Consider the following 21781-nt stretch of genomic DNA (forward strand, 5'->3'; position numbering starts at 1 on the left):
GTTACATGTCATTAATTAGTATCCACGGCGCTTATCTGTCCTTTAGCGATGCGCCGCTGTTAGACAATACCGAACTGCACATCGAAGAAAATGAGCGCGTGTGTCTGGTGGGCCGTAACGGTGCCGGAAAATCCACATTGATGAAAATCATTAATGGCGAGCAGCCGCTGGATGACGGTCGCATTATTTATGAAACCGATCTGGTCGTGGCACGGCTTCAGCAGGACCCACCGCGTAATATCAGCGGTTCGGTGTATGATTTTGTGGCCGAAGGCGTAGAAGAGCAGGCGGAGCATCTTAAAGCCTACCATGCGATTTCGCATCAGGTGATGGACGATCCGAGTGATAAAAATCTCAACGAGATGGCGCGCCTGCAGGGGATTCTGGATCATCACAATTTGTGGCAGTTGGAAAGCCGTATCATGGACGTGCTGCAGCAGATTGGTCTGTCGCCGGACACCGAACTGTCCTCTTTATCCGGCGGCTGGTTGCGTAAAGCCGCGCTGGGACGTGCGCTGGTCAGTAATCCCCGCGTGCTGATGCTGGATGAGCCAACTAACCACCTTGATATTGAAACGATCGACTGGCTGGAAACGTTCCTGAAAACCTTCAGCGGCAGCATCGTCTTTATCTCTCACGACCGATCTTTTATCCGCAATATGGCCACCCGTATTGTGGATCTGGACCGTGGCAAGCTGGTGTCATGGCCGGGTAACTACGACACCTATCTGGAAGGCAAAGAAGAAGCCTTGCGCGTTGAAGAGATGCAAAACGCCGAGTTTGACCGCAAGCTGGCGCAGGAAGAAGTGTGGATTCGTCAAGGCATCAAGGCGCGTCGTACGCGTAATGAAGGCCGCGTGCGGGCGTTAAAAGCGTTGCGCCGCGAGCGCTCAGAGCGCCGTGAAGTCATGGGCAAAGCCAATATGCAGGTCGGTGAAGCATCACGTTCTGGTAAAATTGTCTTTGAACTGGAAAATGTGGATTACGCCGTGGACGGCAAGCAACTGGTAAAAGATTTCTCTGCCCAGGTGCAGCGCGGCGACAAGATTGCCCTGATTGGGCCGAACGGTTGTGGAAAAACCACCTTACTGCGTCTGATGCTGCAACAGCTGAAGGCCGATCACGGTCGTGTGCATTCGGGTACCAAGCTTGAGGTCGCCTATTTCGATCAGCACCGTGCCGAACTCGATCCCGATCGGACAGTGATGGACAACCTGGCGGAAGGCAAGCAAGAAGTGTTGGTCAATGGTAAACCGCGCCACGTGCTGGGCTACCTGCAGGACTTCCTGTTCCATCCAAAACGCGCGATGACCCCCGTCAGGGCGCTGTCGGGTGGGGAACGTAACCGCCTGCTGCTGGCGCGTCTGTTCCTGCGCCCCAGTAACCTGATGATTCTTGATGAACCGACCAACGACCTTGATGTGGAAACGCTGGAACTGCTGGAAGAGCTCATCGATGGCTACCAGGGCACCGTGCTGCTGGTCAGCCACGATCGTCAGTTCGTTGACAATACCGTCACCGAGTGCTGGATCTTTGAAGGTAACGGTGAGATAGGGACCTTTGTCGGCGGCTACCATGACGCGCAGCAGCAGCGTGCGGCTTATAAACAGCAAAAGGGGCAGGGCGCAGTAAAAGGGGCAAATAGTGCCCTTAAGCCAGCCGATGCTAAAAATGACGCTGCCAAACGTAACGCGAACAAACTAAGCTATAACCTCACGCGTGAACTGGAACAGTTGCCACAAAAACTGGAACAGTTAGAGGCGCGTATTGGCGAGCTGCAGGCCAGGATGAGTCATCCGGATTTTTTCAGTCAGCCACACGATAAAACGCAGCCGGTGTTAGATGAACTGGCTGACGTCGAACAGCAGTTGGAAACCGCTTTTGCGCGTTGGGAAGAGCTGGAATCTATGAGAAACGGCGCATAGCTTAAGGGTCCGGGAATGTGTTCTGCAGAGAAAACGAACGCGTGGATGCTTTGTCCACAGTGCGACTTAATGGTAAAACTGCCGGACATTCCCGTTGGCAGACGTGCGTCATGTCCGCGCTGCCATACTTCCCTGACCGTGAACTGGTCGGAGCCGCGTAAACGTCCGACCGGTTATGCACTGGCTGCACTGTTTATGTTGGTGCTCGCGAATCTGTTTCCGTTTATCACCATGAAAGTCGCCGGGCTGTCCAGCCAGATTAGCCTGATGCAAATCCCCAGGGTGATGGTGGCCGATGATTACGCCAGCCTGGCCACGTTGTTCCTGCTGTTTGTCCAGGCCATTCCCGCCTTTTGCATGATCACGATTGTCCTGTTGGTCAATCAGGTCAGAATGCCTGTCAGCCTGAAACTGGGGCTGGCGCGAAGTCTTTTCCATATGCGCAACTGGGGCATGGCAGAAATCTTTATGGCTGGCGTGCTGGTCAGTTTCGTGAAGTTAATGGCTTATGGTGAAATCGGTCTCGAAACCAGCTTCTGGCCGTGGTGCCTGTTTTGTCTCTTACAGCTACGGGCGTTTCAGTGCCTGGATCGCCGTTGGCTGTGGCAGCACATTGAACCCATGCCGCCTTTGCCTCATGCCCCACAAGCCGGTGTCAGTGGATTAAAACAGGGCCTGCGCTCCTGCCCGTGCTGTACTGCGGTCTTGCCGGTGACGCAGCGGGAATGTCCGCGCTGTGGCGTGGTTGCCGATGCGCGCCGCAAGCACAGCCTGCAGTGGACGCTGGCCCTGCTGATCACCTCCGTTATGCTTTATATCCCCGCCAATTTGCTGCCGATTATGATTACCGAAACGCTGGGGTCGGCGATGCCTTCCAATATTATGGCCGGGGTGATTTTACTCTGGGGCGATGGTTCTTATCCGGTGGCGTTAGTTATTTTTATCGCCAGTATTATGGTCCCGTCCCTGAAAATGCTGGCGATTGGCTGGCTGTGTTGGGATGCCAGCGGGCGCGGGCAGCGTGACAGCCATAAAATGCACCTGATCTATGAGGTGGTTGAATTTGTTGGACGTTGGTCAATGATTGACGTCTTTGTGATTGCAGTGCTCTCCGCGCTGGTGCGTATGGGGCAGTTAATGAAAGTTTACCCGGCATGGGGAGCCGTATTGTTTGCGCTGGTGGTGATTCTGACCATGATTGCAGCAATGACGTTTGACCCGCGCTTAACCTGGGATCGTGCTGGTGAAAAAAACATGAAGGAGCCGCATCTTGACGGAAAATAATCACGGTCATGCCAAAGTGGATCAGATCAAGCGTTGGTCTCCGGTATGGATCGTCCCTATTGTTACGCTGTTAATTGGCGGCTGGATTCTTTTTTATCACTTTAGCCATCAGGGACCGGAAGTCACGTTGATTACCGAGAGCGCCGAGGGCATTGAAGCGGGTAAAACCACCATAAAAAGCCGCAGTGTTAACGTGGGTGTGGTTGAAAGTGCGGTACTGACAGACGATCTTCACCATGTTGAGATTAAAGCCCGACTGAATGCCGGTATGGAAAAGCTGCTACACAGCGACAGCGCATTTTGGGTGGTTAAACCCCAGGTGGGTCGTGAAGGCATTACCGGTTTAGGTACGCTGCTGTCCGGGGCATATATTGAGCTCCAGCCGGGTACCAAAAAAGAACCCCTGGATCAGTATACTTTGCTGGATGCGCCACCTTTAGCGCCGCCTGATGCGAAGGGCATCCGCATTATCCTCGACAGTAAAAAAGCGGGGCAGCTTAACGCGGGTGATCCGGTGCTGTTCCGGGGCTATCGTGTTGGCACCGTTGAAACCAGCAGTTTTGATACCGATAAACGCATGATGACCTATCAGCTGTTTATCGCCGCCCCTTACGACCGCCTGGTGACCACCAATGTGCGCTTCTGGAAAGACAGCGGGATTGCCGTTGATATGTCGGCGTCAGGCATGCGGGTTGAAATGGGATCGCTGACCACGCTGTTCAGCGGCGGGGTCAGCTTTGATGTGCCAGATGGCTGGGATTTAGGCAAAGCGGCGCAAAATCATGCGGATTATCATCTGTTTGACGATCAACGCAGTATTCAGGACTCTCTGTATACCACGCATATCGACTACTTATTGTTCTTCTCGGATTCGATTCGCGGACTGCAGGTCGGTGCGCCGGTGGAATTCCGCGGCATTCGTCTGGGTACGGTTTCAGAAGTGCCGTTTATGAATGCAGGCACTGCGCAGGCGCTGAATAACGACTACCGCGTGCCGGTGTTGATTCGCATTGAACCTGACCGTTTCATTAGCCGTCTGGGTGAAAACTTCGACATTGAACAGCATCTCCAGGATGGTAAGAAACACGGCCTGCGCGCCACGTTGAAGACCGGCAACCTGTTATCTGGCGCGCTGTTTGTCGATATCGACTTCTATGACAATGCACCGGTGTATAAAGGCCCGGATAAAGTGGCGGGTTATGAAGTGATCCCGACGGTGAGCGGCGGCTTGAGCCAGATTCAGCAGAAACTGATGGCTGCGCTGGATAAAATTAACGGTTTACCGCTAAACAATATGGTGTCGGAAGCAACCGGAACGCTGAAGGAGAGCCAGAAAACCCTGCGCGATCTGCAACGTACCATTGATAATATCAACGTCGTTACCAGTAGTCCGGCGATGAAAACACTGCCCGAAGAGACCCAGCAGACGCTACGTGAGCTTAACCGCAGTATGAAAGGATTGCAGCCAGGTTCACCTGCCTACAGCAAGCTGGTGGGCGATATGCAACGGCTTGATCAGGTGCTGCGTGAACTGCAGCCAGTGCTGAAGACGCTAAATGCCAAAAGTAATGCGTTAGTGTTTGAAGCAAAACCGGGACAGGATCCCCAGCCGAAGAGGGCGAAACAATGAAAAAAGGACTCGTTTTTTTGGCCGCTCTCGCACTGAGTGCCTGTAGCAGCACGGTGAATACCACTTACTATCAGCTGCCCTCAGGGGCAGCCTCGATGCAGGTGATCAGCAGTGAGGCAAACGCACAGCCGACATTGTGGGTGCAGCAGGTGGTCGTACCGGATTATCTGGCGGGTAACGGCCTGGTTTATCAAACCAGTGACGTAAAATACGTTATAGCCGCCAATAATTTGTGGGCCAGTCCGCTTGATCAGCAACTCCAGCAAACGTTAATTACCAATCTCACCAAAGCCTTGCCGGGTCGTCTGGTCACTCAGACGTTAATCGGGCAAGAACACGATACGCTGAACGTGACGGTAAACGACTTCCAGGGCAGGTATGACGGCAAGGTGGTGATTAGCGGGCAGTGGACGCTGGAACATCAGGGACGCTTCACAAAGCAAGCGTTCAGTCTGGTACTGCCACAGCGAGAAGATGGCTATGATGCGTTAGTCAAAACCCTTGCCCAGGGCTGGCAGCAGATAGCTCAACAGATTGCGCGTAACGCTGCCACAGCCCATTCAGCGGGGACGGGCTTTTAGTTAACTTATTGTTTCGAATCGTATAAGTTTTTTGACGTTATCAAAGGTTTCTATATAAATCATACGGATAAAGCAATAGGCTTACATCACGAAACAGAAAATTTATGTCCGGTTCAGGTCACATTTGTGACATTGGCGTGAAGATTGCGCATTGATCTTTTCATACAGAGCGAGTAAAACAAAAGGGTGGCTGAACATTTATTAGCCATCTTTTTCTTTCCACCAGATTCCACATACCTTACATGAGGGACACGGAGTATGAAGAGACAGAAACGAGACCGCCTTGAGCGCGCCCACTCACGTGGTTATCAAGCTGGCATTACAGGACGCTCTAAAGAGATGTGTCCGTATCAAATGATAGACGCTAAGTCTCACTGGTTGGGAGGTTGGCGACAAGCCATGGAGGACAGGTCGGCTGCTGCGTAGCCGGATGTCACTGAAAAGGGATATAACCTCCGCATCAAGCGGAGGTTTTCATTTCTGCGGGGAACGTATCAGAATGCTGCGGTATCTTTGAACAGACCCACTTTCAAATCGCTGGCGGTATAAATGAGATTACCATCAACCAGCACTTCACCATCGGCAACGCCCATCACCAGCTTACGGTTAATGACACGTTTGAAGTGAATGCGATACGTCACTTTTTTTGCTTCTGGCAGAACCTGGCCGGTGAATTTTACTTCGCCTACACCCAGCGCACGACCTTTGCCTTCGCCACCCAGCCAGCCGAGATAAAAGCCCACCAACTGCCACATTGCATCAAGACCCAGGCAACCAGGCATAACCGGATCGCCAATAAAGTGGCAACCAAAGAACCACAGGTCCGGATTGATATCCAGCTCAGCTTCCACGAAGCCTTTATCGTATTTACCACCGTCTTCCGTCATTTTGACCACGCGGTCCATCATCAGCATATTGCCGGATGGAAGCGGCGGACCATTTTCGCCGAACAGTTCACCGCGACCAGACAGGATCAGGTCTTCTTTGGTATAGGATTCGCGTTTATCTACCATGTTCTCAATAAGCCTTCTTTTAGTGAATCTCGAATATTAGCGAACAGTTGTATGCTGAGCAAATGGGATTAGCGGTGGTTAAACCAGTTAAGCCATCGCAGCGGCCAGAATCGTGGTGAAGGCTCTGGTTGGTTCATCTGACTGATGCGTTCCTGAATCGTACGCAGCAGACATTCGCCTTCGCCATCTTCCGTATTCCATATTTTACCTGTCAGCAGAGGCAGCGCTTCATCAGCACGATCGATTGCCCAGATATGAAAACGTCCCTCTTCGACCGCGCTGACCACCTGCTGGTTCAGACTGAGGTGACGAACGTTACAGGCAGGAATAATGACGCCCTGCTGTCCGGTCAGTTCACGCTGATGGCAGATATCGAAAAACCCTTCGATCTTTTCATTCAGTCCGCCAACCGGTTGCACATTACCAAACTGATCGACCGAGCCGGTGACAGCAACCTGCTGATTCAAGGGCTCGCTGGCAAGGGCGCTAATCAAGGCGCACAGTTCTGCCAGCGACGCGCTGTCGCCATCCACCTCGGAATAAGATTGTTCAAACACCAGCGACGCTGAAAACGGCAGTTGCTGATCCAGCTCCAGTTCAGCAATCAGGTAGGCCTGCATAATCATCATGCCTTTAGCATGAATATTGCCACCTAGCTCCGCTTTGCGTTCGACATCGGTAAATTCACCGTCACCGGGATGCACCACGCAGGTAATACGGCAGGGATCGCCCCAGGCTCGCGGATGACCGGGATATTCCACCACTGACAGGCCGTTTATCTGACCAACGACTTCACCTTCTGTTTCGACCAAAATTTGGCGCTGCAGAATCTCATCACGCAAACGTTCGTTGAGGTAGTTCTCACGCCACAGCCGTGCTTCCAGCGCGTCACGCAGTGCTTCGGCGCTGAGCGTGTCACCCATCAGGGTGGTTTCACGCAGCTGGCGCAGCAGCCAGCGTGGGCAGAGCGGAAGGGTTTCCTGATCGCCGCTATAACGGACGCCTTCTTTGATCAGTTCTGGCCAGAAGTCTTCATCGGGGACGGCGATATCCGCCTGGCTGGCAAGATCGACTGTCCAGCGACACCATGCGAGCATGTCGTCTTCATCCAGGATCTGAATATTTTCTTCGAATTCAGTGTAAATCGCCATTTCGTGAGCTTCAGCATCCAGCTCCTGAAAATCAGCCAGTGTGTCACGTTCACCGCAGAGCACCAGATTCAGCTGAAGCGGAAGCGGGGGAACGGAAACCGGCAGGGGACGACGTTCGTCCTGCGACAACCACTCAATGTAGCCTTGTTCAATAGACTTTTTCAGCCGCAGCCACAGCAGCGGCTGAGTGAGCAATGCGCGCAGTGAAAGTACCAGTGTTCCGCCGTTAGCACGATGAATAAGGCCCGGCTCAAGCTGAATACGATCTTTGTGCATCCGAACACAGCCAAACAGCGCTTCCTGCTCGATCCAGTCAGCATAGTGAATGCCACCCTGGCTGGTAAACGGGCGCTGGCTGTCGGTTGGCGGCTGCAAGGTAACGTTGTCGGCCATGATGTGGTAGTCACCACCGGACAGTGCTGACGAATGGCCCATAACGCGTTGTGCTGCATCAGCTATCAACGCAAGATAGTCACGGTTTTCCTGGCTGCGAACCAGCAGCAGTGGGAAACCCTGACTTTGATGATGTAAATGGGCCAGCGCGTTCAGCAGTCGGGGCTGTACCGTTGCTAAGGCATCGGTCTCTTCGTCAGCAATTCGGGAGAAAACGGATTGATATTGCGTACTATCCGGCTGTAAGGTTTGCCACGTAAGTTGAGTGCTGGTCAAAATAATCGCATTTGTCTGTTTTGAGAAAAGCGAGATTATACAGGATTCACCTTGCTTAAGCACTGCAGAGTTCAATCAGATGTTGTGACGCTGGCAGCATGTTTTTCGTTGCTGCATCCGGTAAAAAAGCTGTTATTCTTAGTTCGTTACGTGATCACGATGAGATTCCGATGAAATACCAGCAGCTCGAAAATCTTGAAAGTGGATGGAAGTGGAAATACCTGGTGAAAAAACATCGGGAAGGTGAGCTGATCACGCGTCACCTGGAACTCAGTGCTGCGCAGGCCGCGGTCGATAAGCTGTTGGTGATGGAAAATAATCCGGTAGAAATTAACGACTGGATCAACCAGCATATTCATCCCGATCTGGACAACCGACTTAAGCAAACTATCCGTGCCCGGCGAAAGCGCCATTTCAATGCTGAGCATCAGCACACACGTAAAAAATCAATCGATCTGGAATACCTGGTCTGGCAACGGCTGGCGGGATTAGCGCAGCGCCGCAACAGTACGCTGTCCGAAACCATCGTACAGCTCATCGAAGATGCCGAACGCAAAGAGAAGTACGCCAGCCAAATGTCGACGCTGAAGCAGGATCTGCAGGCGATATTAGGCAACTCGGGTTCTGAAAAAGAGTAGTGGGCGTACCATCTGGACAGCCGCTTCAGAGCAAAAACCCCATGAGCCATCTCATATTCAGGACAAAAAAAACCCCGCATTAGCGGGGTTTTTTATCACGTATAACTTAAGCCTGTGGCTGAGTTACAACGTCTTTGATGCCTTTAACATCGATTTCTACACGACGGTCTGGCGCCAGGCAGTCGATCAGGGCCTTACGACCTTTCACGCTGTCACAGGTGTTGCCAGTAACTGGGTTAGATTCACCCATGCCGCGAGCAGAGATCTTGTTAGTAGGGATACCTTTAGATACCAGGTAATCTACTACTGACTGAGCACGTTTCTCAGACAGTTTCTGGTTGTACTGCTCTGAACCGATGCGATCGGTAAAGCCCAGAACAACTACTGAACCGTCTTTAGGATCCATTGAGCTCAGCTGGCTGTACAGCTGATCCAGAGCCTGCTGACCTTCTGGCTTCAGAGTCGACTTGTTGAACGTGAACAGGACGTCTGATTTCAGAGTGAAGCGCTTGGTCTGAACCACTGGCGCTGGCGCTGGTGCTGGAGCCGGAGCTGGTGCAGCAACATCATCCTGACCGAAGCGGTAAGAAACACCCAGGCTCAGCATGCCGTTGTCTGGACGAGCACCAACGGTCTGTGCATCACCGATGTTGTTAACCCACTGGTAATCCAGACGGGTTGCCCAGTTTTTGGTCAGCGCATATTCAACACCAACAGCTGCCAGTGGAGAAACACCGGTGTCGTGGTCGCTGATGCGAGTGCCAGTAGCTACGTTCTGCTGAGTAGAGTCTGCACGCCATACCATGCCACCCAGGCGGGTATAGATGTCCAGATCGTCTGCGATTGGGTAGCTCAGTTTGGCAGCCAGCTGGATGCCCTGTGCTTTAAATGCGCCATTCACCTGGTTGCCTTTATTAGGCATACGACCTAACCAGTCATAACCCAGTTCAAAACCCAGGTATGGGTTAGCCTGGTAACCACCGAACGCACCCGCGCCCAGTTGGCTTTCATGAGTTGGGCCGTCGTTGTTTTGGTAACCGTGACCGTAGTAACCAGTGTCGTGATACTGAGACCAGCCCAGTTTAGCACCGGTGTACCAGGTGTTATCTTTTGGGGCGGCCTGCGCTACGGTAGCGAAGCCAGCCAGTGCCACTGCAATTGCGATAGCTGTCTTTTTCATTTTGCGCCTCGTTATCATCCAAATAGGCAATGAGCATAAAGGTTGCTCTTGGTTTAATCCTTCGCCGGGTCAAAACGCTCGCTTATGACTCTACCGCAAAAAACGGAGGTTATTGAGCACCCTGGCGAGATAAAGTCTACAACGAGATTGGAAACTTACAAGTGTGATGTGAGGCACTTATGTAAAAAAACAGTGTTTTATACATAATTTCTAACAATTTAGCCTGAACTTCTGTGGGGTGCTTACCCCACAAAAAGGGGGCTAAGCCGTTGTCATTACTGGGGGGAGCAGAATCAGTGTCTTAGCCTTTAGTCAGATAAAAAAGCTGTTGAGATAAATCTCATTTTTTACTTAATGAAACAAATCAGACTGAATTTTTAGCGAACTTTCTGGTCTTACTGCCGTTTTGGGAGTTTCACCCGACCGCAAAATGAGCCCCAGGGCTTTCCCTTCCGCCGCCGCAAGTTCCAGTTCACGACGTTCATCTTCATCCAGTTCGTAGGGAATCCAGGCCAAAACAACACTGTAATTTCCTGTGCGTAACGCTTTAATCATGGCCTCTACAGCATTGTAACGTTCAGCATCGGCGATATGCATACTTTTCTCAAGTGGCAAACCCGATTCCTGCATCCAGGCCCGGCTCAACTTATGGGCAGGCGTTAACCACAGTTGCCAGCGAGATTGTTGACTCAATTGCTGTAGCAGCGGTAACAACAGCATCTGCATCATGCCAGGCTGTTCGCTGTAACGTAATTCAGTGATCCAGCCTCCGTGCGTTGCCGGAACAGAGGACAAGGCGTAACGGTGAGCAGAGCATACATTACTGGTATGTTGGGTGCGCATAAATTAATCACTCAGCAGTTGACTGTATGGATATACAGTAATGACATCCTGGATAAAGATCAACCTGAATTTCTGAAAATGCCTCGCAAAATTTGCACAAGGTTGTGTTTAAACGGATTTATTCATTGAACCTGTTACTGAATTTACTTATCTTCTAACCGTCTGAATAGTAACGTTTTTAACAGGTTTTTGTTACAAGGAGGTGATGATATGAAGAAACAGCAGCGGGTCATCCTGCGCTCAATACAGCAGTTGGCCCCGTTGGGTCATGTTCAATCCCGTACCCAGTTTGGTGGCTATGCCCTGGCGGTTGAACGGGTCGTTTTTGCACTGATAAAGGAAGATCAGCTCTATTTACGCGCCAGTGAAGAATTACGGGAATATGTGGCAGAACAGCCGCTGGAACCGCTTACGTTTCGCAAACGCGGGATAGCGGTCAGCCTGAATTATTATAAGGTCGATGACAACCTGTGGGCTCACCCAGAGCATCTGGTCGCGCTGTCTGCCGCTTCACTGGAAACCGCCCGGCGTGAACAAGATGACCGCCAGGGCAAGGTGCGTTTAAAAGACCTGCCGAATGTCAGTCTGCGACTGGAAATGATGCTGCATGAGATAGGTATCTGTACCGTAAAACACTTGCATGAAGCAGGGGCCAAACAGTGTTGGTTAAAACTGAGACGCAACAACCATCATCTTGGCCTCAAAACGCTGTTAGCGCTTGAAGGGGCGATTTCCGGTCATCATCAGGCGGCGCTGCCGCAAACCATTAAAACCGAGTTAGGCGAGTGGTATCAGGCCGCACTGATGATGTCGGAGGGGAAAGAAAAAGGCCGTTAGCGTTTGCCCAGTGTGCGTCGCAGGCGTGCAATGTCGGGCATCAGCGCGACCAGTAAACCCAGTTGCTGTAGCACCAGCGGCGCACGTGGGTCCGGCTCGGTAGTGAGCTGCGCGATGCGCTGCACCAGTTCAATACGCATTTTTTCTGCCCGGCTGTCACTGACCACATCCGTCTGCAGCACATCCTCGACATAACATACCGTATCGTCGAGCAGCGCCAGCAGGGCAGGCTGCGTCACTTTGTCTCGGTGCGCGCCCAGCGCAGAGATATAGCTCAGGAAGGAGTGATTCAGGCACAGTAACTGAAACGCCGACTCCCGAAGTTTAAGGCTGGTGCGGGTCTCACTGCTCATATTGGATACTACCGATGCCAGCTCGGCATCAGCGTTGTGCGCGTCACGACGGGCAATACGATAAGCAAGACGATTGTCTTTACCCTGATGATATTGCTCCATAATGGCATCAAGATAGCGACAGTTGGCATTCAACGTTCGGGTGGCAACGGCCGGAAGTTGGCGAAAGCGCCAGTCAGGCCAGATAAAGGTGACCGCCAGCCAGGCCAGCGCGCAGCCCAGCAGCGTATCAACGACCCGGGGTAATGCCACTTCAAAACCCTCACCCAGCAGGTTAAAACAAAGCAGAACCAGCAGGGTAATAAACAAGGTTGCCTGGGCGTATTGCACCTGGCGAAACGCAAAGAACAGGACACCGGTCACGACAATCAAAAACAGCTGGCCTTCCACAGAGGGCACCAGCCACAGTAAAGGCAAGCCAATAGCAATGCCTGCCAGCGTTCCCCCGATGCGCAGTGCCAGTCTGCGCTGGGTCGCACTGTAGTTGGGCTGGCAAACAAACAGGCTGGTCAACAGGATCCAGTAGCCGCGCTCCAGACCGGTAATCTGAATAAATCCATATCCGACGCACATCACCACTGACATCCTGACAGCATGACGAAACAGCGCAGAGGCGGGCGTCAGATGGCGGCTCAGGCGCAGCTTAATGTCGCTCCAGCCACTGAGCTCCTCGCGCGACAGCATATTGTCGCTGTGCTGCGGATCGTCCGCCAGTGCCTGCTCAGACTCAATAGAGGCCAGTTGCGCATCAATCGCTTGCAGGTTACGTAATAACCAAAACAGCGCGCCGGTATGGGCTGCATCCGGATGGCTCTGTTCAAGACGTTGAATAGCGTTGTGTAAACGCTCAAAAACGCGCTCAAAACGACTGTCATGTTCCCAACGTTCGCGCAGTAAAAGCGCGCGGGCCAGTTGCCGGCATGCCTGAGCCTGCATGTTAAGCAGGCGCTGAAAGCGAAACAGAATTTCGTTATAACGCCAGTTGCCGCGCAGTAAATGGTACTGAAGATGAGACGAGCTGGCGCGTTCGTGGATGTCCTGGGCGACAAAATAGTAGTGCAGGCTCCGTCGGGTGCCACGCGAACCCCTGTCGCCACGTAAACGGCTCTGCAGGGTTGTTTTGGTCAGGTTGAGCTGGGCGACAAGCTGGCTGTTCACCATGGCCGCCTCAACAAAAGTCGCATCGTCCTGGTCATCGGCATCAGGATCAAACAGGTTGGCTTTGGCATCAAGATAGTGCGCTAACTGAGAAAAACTGGCTGCCAGTTGTTCCTGAACCGGGCGAACGGGAAACATCATGTGCCCCAGCAGCGTCAGCAGGTTATACCAGAGCGCGCCGACCAGCAGCAGCATGGGCTGCATATACCACTGTGAAAAAAGTCCGATGCCCAGCATGGTGTAAACGGCAATCAACAATGCGCCGAAAGCAATGGTGGCATAGCGCTGCCCCAGCGCGCCCAGCAGAATGAAACCCCAGGTGGAGATGGCCAGGCCGACAATAAAGGCCAGCGGGTGAGGGAATAACAGCTCTACTGAAACCGAAGCGATACAAAAGCACAACAGGGTGATTAACAGATTTTTTAAACGCCCAGCCAGCCGATCATCCAGATCGGCCAGCGCGGCGGCGACCACGCCAAGGGTCAAAGGAATGGTCCAGTCAATCTGCTGCAGTAACCAGGGAACCGCTGCGCATCCGCTCAAGGCGAACAGGATACGCAGCAGGTAACGCCAGGTGCTGTTAAAAAAATACTTGCGCCATCCAGACAGAATATTAATAGCGGCGACGGGCATTGGCATCACGCGCGGCACGCGCCTCTTCGACAGAGACAACCCGACGACCTACCGGCCAGAGTGCAATGGCGGCAATCTTGAAGTTTGCGATACCTACTGGAATGCCAATGATGCTGATGCACTGCACAATACCGACTGAAATGTGGGACAGGCACAGCCACCAGCCGAAAAAAATCAGCCAGAAGATATTCAGGAAGGTTCCCCCCGTATTCATGATGTGACTTTTACTGTCGGGGCGCAGGACGTCCACATGCACCGCTTCATTGCCAAACGGCAGAAACGAGAGCCTGGTGATTTCCCAGCAGGAGCGCGTCAACGGCAGGGTAAATACCAGTACAATGCTGATAAGCGTTGCGAACAACCAACTGAGCGTGGTGAAGAATCCACCTAAAACAAAATTGAGAATATTTAAAACAGTGCGCATAACCCGCTTTTCCTTTTGCACTCCGCAAGATATGTCGCAGTTTACCGTGTTTTAAGGCTGGAGCGTCAAGAGTCTGACAGGTAAACTCCGATTACTCTTTATATCGGTCGTTGGTGTCGGCGTGGAACTTAAAGCAACATCCATGGGCAAACGGCTTGCCCAGCATCCCTACAATCGGGTTCGCCTGTTGGCCGCTGGCGTTGAAGTCAGCGGTGATAAACACGAATATCTGCTCCCCTTTAACCAACTGTCCGACATTACCTGTAAGCGTGGCATGGTCTGGGGAGAGCTGGAGTTTTTGCTGGCGGACGGTAAAGTTGTGCGTTTGCATGGTACCGAATGGCAGGAGACCCAACGTTTCTACCACTACCTTATGCAGTCATGGCAGGCATGGAGCCATGAAATGAGTGAGGTATGCGCGGCGGTATTACAGGATCTGCGTGAGGAAATTCAAGGTTTCAGCGAGCAGGACCGTTGGTTAAAGCGCAGTGAACTGCAGGCCGTTAAGAACCAGATACTTAAGCAGTTCGATGCCTTACCCCTGCCGCTATCCCGCATTGAGAGTTTTGATTCCTGCCGTGAAAACTGGGCATTTTGCCAACACTGGTTACAGCAGGGTGACGCGGCAATCGGCCAGCGCAACCGCGACTGGACGGCCGCGATGTTAACCCGCTATCAGGATTTCTTCGCCACGGTTGAGTCCACACCACTTAATACCTCACAAGCCGAAGCCGTGGTCAATGGTGAAGATGCGGTGCTGGTGCTTGCCGGTGCGGGCAGCGGTAAAACGTCCGTGCTGGTTGCCCGCGCGGGCTGGTTATTAGCGCGCAGGCTCGCCTCCGCCGATCAAATTCTGCTGTTGGCGTTTGGCCGTCACGCGGCTGAAGAAATGAATGACCGCATTCAACGTCGGCTAGATGTGGCCGATATGCAGGCGCGTACTTTTCATTCCCTGGCCTTGCATATCATTCGCGAAGGCAGCAATAAACAGCCTGTTATCAGTAAACTGGAAAGCGACGCCGGCGCACGCCGGGCGTTGCTGGTCGAGCACTGGCGGCAACAGTGTAACGAAAAGAAGGCTCAGGCCAATGGCTGGCGGCAATGGCTGCGTGATGAACTGGAGTGGGAGATCAGCGAAGGTGCATTCTGGCAAGATGATCGGTTAGCTGAGCGCCTGGCTCCCCGCCTTGAACGCTGGCTGAGTCTGATGCGCATGCACGGCGGCGCGCAGGCCGCCATGATTGCGGATGTCCCTGACGCGCTACGCGACCTGTTCAGTAAACGGATCAAACTGATGGCACCGCTGCTCAAAGCCTGGAAGAGTGCACTTAAGGATGAGGGCGCCGTCGATTTTTCAGGGCTGATTCACCAGGCCGTCGCGATTCTGGAAAAGGGCCGTTTTATCAGCCCGTGGAAGCATATTCTGGTGGATGAGTTCCAGGACATTTCCCCGCAACGCGCGGCCTTACTGAGCGCACTGCGCCAGCAAAACAAGCGTACCACGCTGTTTGCTGTGGGGGATGACTGGCAGGCGATTTATCGCTTCAGTGGGGCTGAAATGAGCCTGACAACGGCGTTTCATCACTATTTCGGTGAGGGCGACCGCTGCGTGCTGGACACCACTTACCGCTTCAACGATCGTATTGGCGAGATTGCCAATCGCTTTATTCAGCAAAATCCGCATCAGTTGCGTAAGCCCTTAAACAGCCTGATTAAAGGCAATAAAAAGTCTATAGCGCTGTTGCCCCAGGATCAGCTGGAGGCGCTGCTGAATAAACTGAGTGGTTATGCAAAACCCGATGAGCGAGTGCTGCTACTGGCACGCTATCACTATTTGCGCCCGGATTTACTGGATAAAGCCAAAACCCGCTGGCCAAAATTAAACATCGACTTTCTGACTATTCATGCCAGCAAAGGCCAGCAGGCCGATTACGTGATTCTGCTGGGGCTTCAACAAGGCAAAGAGGGCTTTCCCGCGGCTCAGCGCGAGTCAATTATTGAGCAAGGCTTGCTGCCTCAGCCTGAAGCCTTTCCCGATGCAGAAGAGCGCAGGCTGGCTTACGTCGCGCTCACGCGCGCGCGACAGCAGGTCTGGTTGCTCTTCGATAAGCAGCAACCGTCGGTCTTTGTCGAGGCATTTCGTGAACTGGACGTGCCGGTGCTGCGCAAAGCCTGAGTTATTTCAGACGTTCAGCCAGGTAGCGTTCATAGTCTGGAATGCGTATATCGACGGACTGAGCAAACAGCGGCGACTGAATAATAAAATCGGCAGTTGCCCGATTGGTTGCAACCGGAATATTCCATACCGTGGCCAGACGCAGCAGGGCTTTGACGTCAGGATCGTGAGGAACCGCATTTAACGGATCCCAAAAAAACATTAGTGCGTCAATTTTACCCTCGGCAATCAATGCGCCAACCTGCTGATCTCCGCCCATTGGGCCACTCAGCATCGCATTGACGTTCAGGCCGGTGTGACGGTTTATCAGATTACCCGTGGTGCCTGTCGCATAGAGAATATGGGGTTCGAGCGCTGGCTGATTACGTGTGACCCAGTCCAGCAGAGAGGCTTTGCAGTGGTCATGGGCGACCAGCGCGATATGTTTTTGTTTTCCAAGGGTACGTAGGGTGTATTCCATAACAGCATCCTGATGCAAAGGAGCAAATCGCCCGTTGCAGCAGTTTACCTCGTGCTATTTCAGACTATCAACTTGCCCGCAACATTTTGACCAGATTTATAAACTGCTGACGAGTGGCCTCATCGAAACGCTGAAACCAGTGCTGAAGTGACGGAGTCGTGGTGTCAACAGACCAGGCAAGGTCGGCGGTGAGTTGTGCAGACGGGGATGGCGAGGCGAGATTGGCAAATTGCGGTACAGAAGCCGCTAATCCCATACGATTGTAATCGACCATCGCTTTTTCAACATCCGCACCGGCTGTGACAGGCAGACGGTCGCGCACGCTAAAAACCTCTTTGCCTTTTTCATCCACCAGCCTGAAGGCCAGTGAACGGTCAAAATTATGACGTTCCCTTGGATTGTTGAGCTGCGGCAGGCGGATGGCAATGGTTTTTGCTTGGGCTGAGAAGGTCACAATCATCGGGACAGACTGATAGCGTTGCGCAACGGTTTTATTGTCACCCGGCTGTTGTTCTACCCGAAATAAAAACTGATGTTGACCACGCTCCAGTTCTAAACTGTCAGCCCCTTTCAGCAGTGAACCAGAAATCTTCCGACCATCTAAAACCATCAAGGTGATCTGGGGATCAAGTTTCAGGGTAATTGCAGAGCAGGATGCCGAAACGAGGAGAGCAATGAACCCCGTTACAGCCATTGACAGCTTCATTTCGACTCCGGTTGACAGTGGATGGATGTAGCAAATTCTTACATTATGGCATTAAGTTTACAATTATACATATTTATTCTAACGAAGCGGCACAATATGTCTTTGCAACTCACGTCATGAGTATCAAGGCTCATCTACAATGAAGAGCAGACTCAAAGGAGAAGCGCATGAATGATCAGACTATTCGCGACGTATTGACCCGGACAAAGCGTATTGCCTTAGTCGGTGCCAGCGATCGCCCGGAACGTCCCAGTTATGGCGTAATGAAGTATTTGCTCGACCAGGGTTATGAGGTGATTCCGGTAAGTCCTAAGCTGGCAGGCCAAACGCTGTTAGGACAAACCGCCTATGGTTCACTGGCGGAAGTCCCTGGAAAAATTGATATGGTGGATGTGTTCCGCAATTCAGAAGCGGCCTGGGGCGTGGCGCAGGATGCCATTGCAGTGGGAGCAGATACGCTCTGGTTACAGCTGGGTGTGATCAATGAGCAGGCTGCGGTGCTGGCCCAGGATGCGGGGATGACGGTTATTATGGATCGCTGCCCCAAAATTGAGATCCCACGGCTGGGTTTGGGGCATTAAATGCAGCGGCGGCAAACAGATTGCCGCCTGCTGTTAGTGACGCAAATGCGGCGCCTGAAGCTGCTGACGCACAGATGCAGCCAGTTCATCCATCGACGGCTGCTCGGGATGTTCCGGGCTGGTTTCTCCAGCAAGCTGAATTTCGGCGACGTAGGTATGTACCTGACTGCCTTGCTCATCTTCCATCACGACATGGTACCAGGGCGCGCTACGCATGGTATCGACTGCTCCGATCTCATCCAACTGTGGCTCATCTAACGCGTATTCAGGATCGACATCGACAATCACACCCAGCACGCCGGATAACCGATGACGAACCTGCTGACCAATACCAAATTTACTGGCAATCATGATGACCTCCGAAAAATACTGTCCTGCATCATAGATGGGGGCGAGAACAGTCTTTTCAAGTCACATGACGCGGCAGGCGAAACCTTTCAGGTAAAGGCCTTCCGGATAGGTGGCAATCACTGGGTGATCCGCAGCCTGACGGAATTGCTCAACAAACTGTACGTCACGGCCTGCATCCAGTGCGGCATCGGCGATGATTTTCTGGAACAGATCAGTAGCCATTAAGCCCGAGCAGGAGAACGTGAGTAACATTCCGCCGGGATTCAGCAACTGAATCGCCAGCATGTTGATGTCTTTATAGCCACGGCAGGCGCCCATAAGCTGATTTTTATTTTCAACAAACTTTGGCGGGTCCATGATGATGAGATCGAATTTCTCACCATTATCACGATAGCGGCGCAGCAGTTTAAAGACGTCATCGCGCTGGAACTGAGCACGGGAAACATCTAATCCGTTCAGCTCAACATTTTGACGTGCCACATCCAGCGCATCCTGTGATGTATCAACGCTAATCACTTCTCTACAACCGCCCATTAACGCCGAGACGGCAAAACCCCCGGTATACGAAAAGCAGTTCAGCACGCGAGCGTCTTTTGCATAGCGTCGTGTTGCATAGCGGCTGTCGCGCTGATCCAGGTAATAGCCCGTTTTATGGCCGCCCTGGATATCCACCAGCAGCTTCATATCATGTTCCGTAATCGGCAACAGCGCGGGAGGTTGTTCACCGGTTACGGTTCCCTGCGTCAGCTCCAGCCCTTCTTTTTTACGAACCGCGACGTCGGAGCGATCGTAGATAGCGCAATCCGGAAAACACTGCTGCAACGCTGAAATAATGGCAGGGCGCTGATACTCGGCCCCGGCAGACAGCAACTGAAGCACCAAAAAGTGGCCAAAGCGATCGATGGTTACGCCAGGCAGGCCGTCGGACTCGCCGGCAATCAGGCGATAGCTGTCCAGTCCGTCGCGTGCCGCCAGCCAGTCGCGCCAGATTTGTGCTTGCTGAAAACGGAGGACAAAGAAAGCGATATCGATAGATTCGTCCTGCTGCCAGCTCCAGACGCGAGCGCGAATTTGTGACTGAGGTGAATAAGCGGCACGCGCCAGCCATTTACCATTACTGTCACAAACATCAATGGTTTCCCCCTGCTGGGCTTTACCTTCAAGACGGGCGACCGCCCCAGAGAAAACCCAGGGATGACGACGGAGCAGGGACTTTTCACGTCCCTTGGCGAGAATCAATCGAACTGTCATAGTTTGCTATGCTTACCTGAAAAAATGAGGCGCTATTGTCCAGTGGATAACGGCAAATTGCAACGAACAGCAGGAGAGAACCATGGCGATGGTGTGTTACAAAGCCTGGGTACAGGGCACCGTGCAGGGCGTGGGTTTCCGCTACAGCACGCAGGCGAAAGCCAATGCGCTCGGCGTAAAGGGTTATGCGCGTAATCTCGATGATGGCCGCGTTGAAGTGCTGGCCAGTGGTGAAGCAGAGCAGGTGGAGGCTTTAGTGGCCTGGTTAAAGGCCGGAGGGCCGCGCACGGCACAGGTGGAAAACGTGTGGGTGGAGCCGCATCAGCCCGCCGACATCCCACAGCGTTTTACCACTGGCTGATTAAAGGCATTTTGCGGGCTTGGGCAGGCCGGCAATTTTTGTCGCCTGTTTAGCTGGGCCCTCCGGGAACAGGCGAAACAGATAGCGGCTGTTCCCTTTCTCTTCGCCATACTTTTTCGCCATGGCTTTTACCAGCATACGTACGGCGGGCGAGGTATTAAATTCCAGATAAAAGTCACGCACAAAGTGCACCACTTCCCAGTGGGCATCAGTCATCACGATAGCCTCACTTTCCGCAATCTGCCGGGCCAGCCCTTCACTCCAGTCATGGTGGTTTTTCAAATAGCCTTCGGCATCGACAGCGATTTCGTCACCGTTGTAGTTCATCGTGCTTCCTCATCGTTATTTGGGCTGCAGTTTACCAAACTGACAGCGCAGAAAAAGCAAAAACCCCGCCGGGGCGGGGTTTTCATCGCTTCAACTGCGGCGATTAATTGCTGCGGGAAAAACCTAATATGCTTAACAGACTAACAAAGATGTTATAAAGGGAAACATAGAGGCTTACCGTGGCACGAATATAGTTGGTTTCGCCACCATGAATAATGTTGCTGGTTTCCCACAAAATCGCACCGGCAGAGAACAGGATAAACAGCGCACTGATCGCCAGGTGCAGCGCCGGAAGTTGCAGGAACAGGTTAGCCACAACGGCAACCAGCAACACCACGAAGCCCGCCATCATCATGCCGCCCAGGAAGGACATGTCACGACCCGTTGTCAGCACGTAGGCTGAACAGCAGAAGAACACCAGCGCCGTTCCCCCTAATGCCAGCGCGATCACGTCACCCATTCCCGCGGTCAGGAAGGAACTTAAGATGGGCCCCAGGCAGTAACCCAGGAAGCCTGTAAAGGCAAACGCGGCTAAAATGCCCATAGGGCTGTCAGCCAGGCGATAGGTCAGGAACATCAGACCATAGAAGCCCACCAGCATCAGAATCAAGCCGGGAGCCGGTAATGCCAGTAGCGTACTGGCGGTAGCCGTTAGCGCAGAGAAGGCAAGCGTAAGGCCCAGCAGAAAATAGGTGTTACGCAGCACTTTATGTGTGCTGAGTAATGACTGTCGCGATGATGAAGAAACTATTCTGTCCATGTTGCGCTCCTGTAAGGCAGAACACCAAATATGTGCTGAGAATACGCAGCACTATAGAGAGGGAAAAGCCGTTTTACCCTTCTTTACGCGTTAACGCGTTAATTCTTTGAGCAGAATGGCGATTTAGCCAACGAATAACGCGAATTTGGCTGTTTTTCAGGCGAACGGATTATCACAGGCTTTACATCTCCATAGGGGATGTTTATAGTGCGCGTCATTGCGGAGGGGTGGCCGAGCGGCTTAAGGCAGCGGTCTTGAAAACCGCCGATGGGAAACCATCCGAGAGTTCGAATCTCTCCTCCTCCGCCACTTCATTGACCAGTCAGGCATGAAGCGGCAAGACAGAGTAATAGCATCTTGCCTTTGCAGTAGTGTTACAATCCGGAGGGATGGCCGAGCGGCTTAAGGCAGCGGTCTTGAAAACCGCCGATGGGAAACCATCCGAGAGTTCGAATCTCTCTTCCTCCGCCACATTTTACAGGCCAGCAC

22 protein-coding genes and 2 tRNA genes are annotated in these 21781 nt (G+C 52.7%); 12 read left to right on the top strand and 12 right to left on the bottom strand.

All coding sequences use genetic code 11. The features are described from left to right. Positions 1-5 precede the first annotated feature (5 nt). The 5 genes from CMR03_RS18245 to rmf all read left to right on the top strand — a co-directional run bounded on the left by CMR03_RS18245 (position 6) and on the right by rmf (position 5846). Positions 6-1925: an ABC transporter ATP-binding protein gene (locus tag CMR03_RS18245; RefSeq protein WP_096012243.1), complete on the top strand. Its 1920-nt coding sequence runs from the start codon at positions 6-8 to the stop codon at positions 1923-1925. A gap of 15 nt (positions 1926-1940) precedes the next feature. After that, positions 1941-3209, top strand: coding sequence for a membrane integrity-associated transporter subunit PqiA (pqiA, locus tag CMR03_RS18250; protein WP_096012244.1), 1269 nt, complete (start codon positions 1941-1943; stop codon positions 3207-3209). Next, positions 3196-4839: an intermembrane transport protein PqiB gene (gene pqiB, locus CMR03_RS18255; RefSeq protein WP_063878977.1), complete on the top strand. Its 1644-nt coding sequence runs from the start codon at positions 3196-3198 to the stop codon at positions 4837-4839. The genes pqiA and pqiB overlap by 14 nt, the downstream gene beginning before the upstream one ends. Beyond that, positions 4836-5420: a membrane integrity-associated transporter subunit PqiC gene (gene pqiC / locus CMR03_RS18260; protein WP_096012245.1), complete on the top strand. Its 585-nt coding sequence runs from the start codon at positions 4836-4838 to the stop codon at positions 5418-5420. Before pqiB ends, pqiC begins: the two co-directional genes overlap by 4 nt. 258 nt (positions 5421-5678) lie before the next feature. Continuing rightward, entirely contained in the window at positions 5679-5846 is a 168-nt protein-coding gene (gene rmf / locus CMR03_RS18265) for a ribosome modulation factor (RefSeq protein ID WP_006118662.1), read from the top strand. 68 nt (positions 5847-5914) lie between these two features. Here rmf and fabA read toward each other — a convergent pair whose 3' ends face one another. After that, a complete protein-coding gene (fabA, locus tag CMR03_RS18270; RefSeq protein ID WP_008925876.1) occupies positions 5915-6433 on the bottom strand; it encodes a bifunctional 3-hydroxydecanoyl-ACP dehydratase/trans-2-decenoyl-ACP isomerase in 519 nt (172 codons plus the stop codon). 68 nt (positions 6434-6501) lie between these two features. Beyond that, positions 6502-8328 (bottom strand): AAA family ATPase, encoded by a 1827-nt coding sequence (locus CMR03_RS18275; RefSeq protein WP_063878980.1) that lies wholly within the window; start codon positions 8326-8328, stop codon positions 6502-6504. Positions 8329-8423: 95 nt separating this feature from the next. Between CMR03_RS18275 and matP the strand changes: the two genes are divergently transcribed. Continuing rightward, the gene (matP, locus tag CMR03_RS18280; RefSeq protein WP_141248571.1) at positions 8424-8891 is read left to right on the top strand and encodes a macrodomain Ter protein MatP; all 468 of its coding nucleotides are present in this window, start codon (positions 8424-8426) and stop codon (positions 8889-8891) included. Between the two features lie 106 nt (positions 8892-8997). Here matP and ompA read toward each other — a convergent pair whose 3' ends face one another. Together ompA and sulA are read right to left on the bottom strand one after the other, a co-directional pair. Beyond that, positions 8998-10071, bottom strand: a complete 1074-nt coding sequence (gene ompA, locus CMR03_RS18285) for a porin OmpA (protein WP_063878983.1) — start codon at positions 10069-10071, stop codon at positions 8998-9000. A 351-nt stretch (positions 10072-10422) separates the two neighbouring features. Then, positions 10423-10914, bottom strand: a complete 492-nt coding sequence (sulA, locus tag CMR03_RS18290; protein ID WP_063878984.1) for an SOS-induced cell division inhibitor SulA — start codon at positions 10912-10914, stop codon at positions 10423-10425. A 210-nt stretch (positions 10915-11124) separates the two neighbouring features. Between sulA and CMR03_RS18295 the strand changes: the two genes are divergently transcribed. After that, a complete protein-coding gene (locus CMR03_RS18295; RefSeq protein ID WP_063878985.1) occupies positions 11125-11751 on the top strand; it encodes a TfoX/Sxy family DNA transformation protein in 627 nt (208 codons plus the stop codon). Here the strand turns inward: CMR03_RS18295 and yccS are convergent. Both yccS and CMR03_RS18305 read right to left on the bottom strand, forming a co-directional pair. Beyond that, positions 11748-13895, bottom strand: a complete 2148-nt coding sequence (gene yccS / locus CMR03_RS18300; protein WP_096012246.1) for a YccS family putative transporter — start codon at positions 13893-13895, stop codon at positions 11748-11750. The genes CMR03_RS18295 and yccS overlap by 4 nt on opposite strands. After that, positions 13876-14319, bottom strand: coding sequence for a YccF domain-containing protein (locus CMR03_RS18305; protein ID WP_096012247.1), 444 nt, complete (start codon positions 14317-14319; stop codon positions 13876-13878). Before CMR03_RS18305 ends, yccS begins: the two co-directional genes overlap by 20 nt. 121 nt (positions 14320-14440) lie before the next feature. Here CMR03_RS18305 and helD point away from each other — a divergent pair, with 121 nt between their 5' ends. Continuing rightward, on the top strand, positions 14441-16495 hold the full coding sequence (helD, locus tag CMR03_RS18310) for a DNA helicase IV (protein ID WP_096012248.1): 2055 nt from the start codon (positions 14441-14443) through the stop codon (positions 16493-16495). 1 nt (position 16496) lies between these two features. Here helD and mgsA read toward each other — a convergent pair whose 3' ends face one another. Both mgsA and CMR03_RS18320 read right to left on the bottom strand, forming a co-directional pair. Then, positions 16497-16955 carry a methylglyoxal synthase gene (gene mgsA, locus CMR03_RS18315; RefSeq protein WP_063878989.1) on the bottom strand — a complete coding sequence of 153 codons (459 nt, stop codon included), beginning with the start codon at positions 16953-16955 and terminating at the stop codon, positions 16497-16499. A gap of 67 nt (positions 16956-17022) precedes the next feature. Then, positions 17023-17661: a YccT family protein gene (locus CMR03_RS18320; RefSeq protein WP_096012249.1), complete on the bottom strand. Its 639-nt coding sequence runs from the start codon at positions 17659-17661 to the stop codon at positions 17023-17025. A gap of 167 nt (positions 17662-17828) precedes the next feature. Between CMR03_RS18320 and CMR03_RS18325 the strand changes: the two genes are divergently transcribed. Further along, the gene (locus CMR03_RS18325) at positions 17829-18242 is read left to right on the top strand and encodes a CoA-binding protein (RefSeq protein ID WP_063878991.1); all 414 of its coding nucleotides are present in this window, start codon (positions 17829-17831) and stop codon (positions 18240-18242) included. 33 nt (positions 18243-18275) lie between these two features. Here the strand turns inward: CMR03_RS18325 and hspQ are convergent, their stop codons facing one another. Next, entirely contained in the window at positions 18276-18593 is a 318-nt protein-coding gene (gene hspQ, locus CMR03_RS18330) for a heat shock protein HspQ (RefSeq protein ID WP_063878992.1), read from the bottom strand. Between the two features lie 60 nt (positions 18594-18653). Further along, positions 18654-19844: a 23S rRNA (cytosine(1962)-C(5))-methyltransferase RlmI gene (gene rlmI / locus CMR03_RS18335; RefSeq protein WP_096012250.1), complete on the bottom strand. Its 1191-nt coding sequence runs from the start codon at positions 19842-19844 to the stop codon at positions 18654-18656. An 82-nt stretch (positions 19845-19926) separates the two neighbouring features. Between rlmI and yccX the strand changes: the two genes are divergently transcribed. Then, a complete protein-coding gene (gene yccX / locus CMR03_RS18340) occupies positions 19927-20205 on the top strand; it encodes an acylphosphatase (RefSeq protein WP_063878994.1) in 279 nt (92 codons plus the stop codon). Here yccX and CMR03_RS18345 read toward each other — a convergent pair whose 3' ends face one another. Then, complete coding sequence (locus CMR03_RS18345) at positions 20206-20532, bottom strand: TusE/DsrC/DsvC family sulfur relay protein (RefSeq protein WP_063878995.1); 327 nt, start codon at positions 20530-20532, stop codon at positions 20206-20208. 103 nt (positions 20533-20635) lie between these two features. After that, a complete protein-coding gene (gene yccA / locus CMR03_RS18350; RefSeq protein WP_063878996.1) occupies positions 20636-21292 on the bottom strand; it encodes an FtsH protease modulator YccA in 657 nt (218 codons plus the stop codon). A 221-nt stretch (positions 21293-21513) separates the two neighbouring features. Here yccA and CMR03_RS18355 point away from each other — a divergent pair. Both CMR03_RS18355 and CMR03_RS18360 read left to right on the top strand, forming a co-directional pair. Next, positions 21514-21601 (top strand) — tRNA-Ser (locus CMR03_RS18355). 74 nt (positions 21602-21675) lie between these two features. Then, positions 21676-21763: transfer RNA gene (locus tag CMR03_RS18360), tRNA-Ser, on the top strand. Positions 21764-21781: the final 18 nt, after the last annotated feature.

It is taken from the genome of Pantoea allii, assembly GCF_002307475.1.
Taxonomy (GTDB): Bacteria; Pseudomonadota; Gammaproteobacteria; order Enterobacterales; family Enterobacteriaceae; genus Pantoea; species Pantoea allii.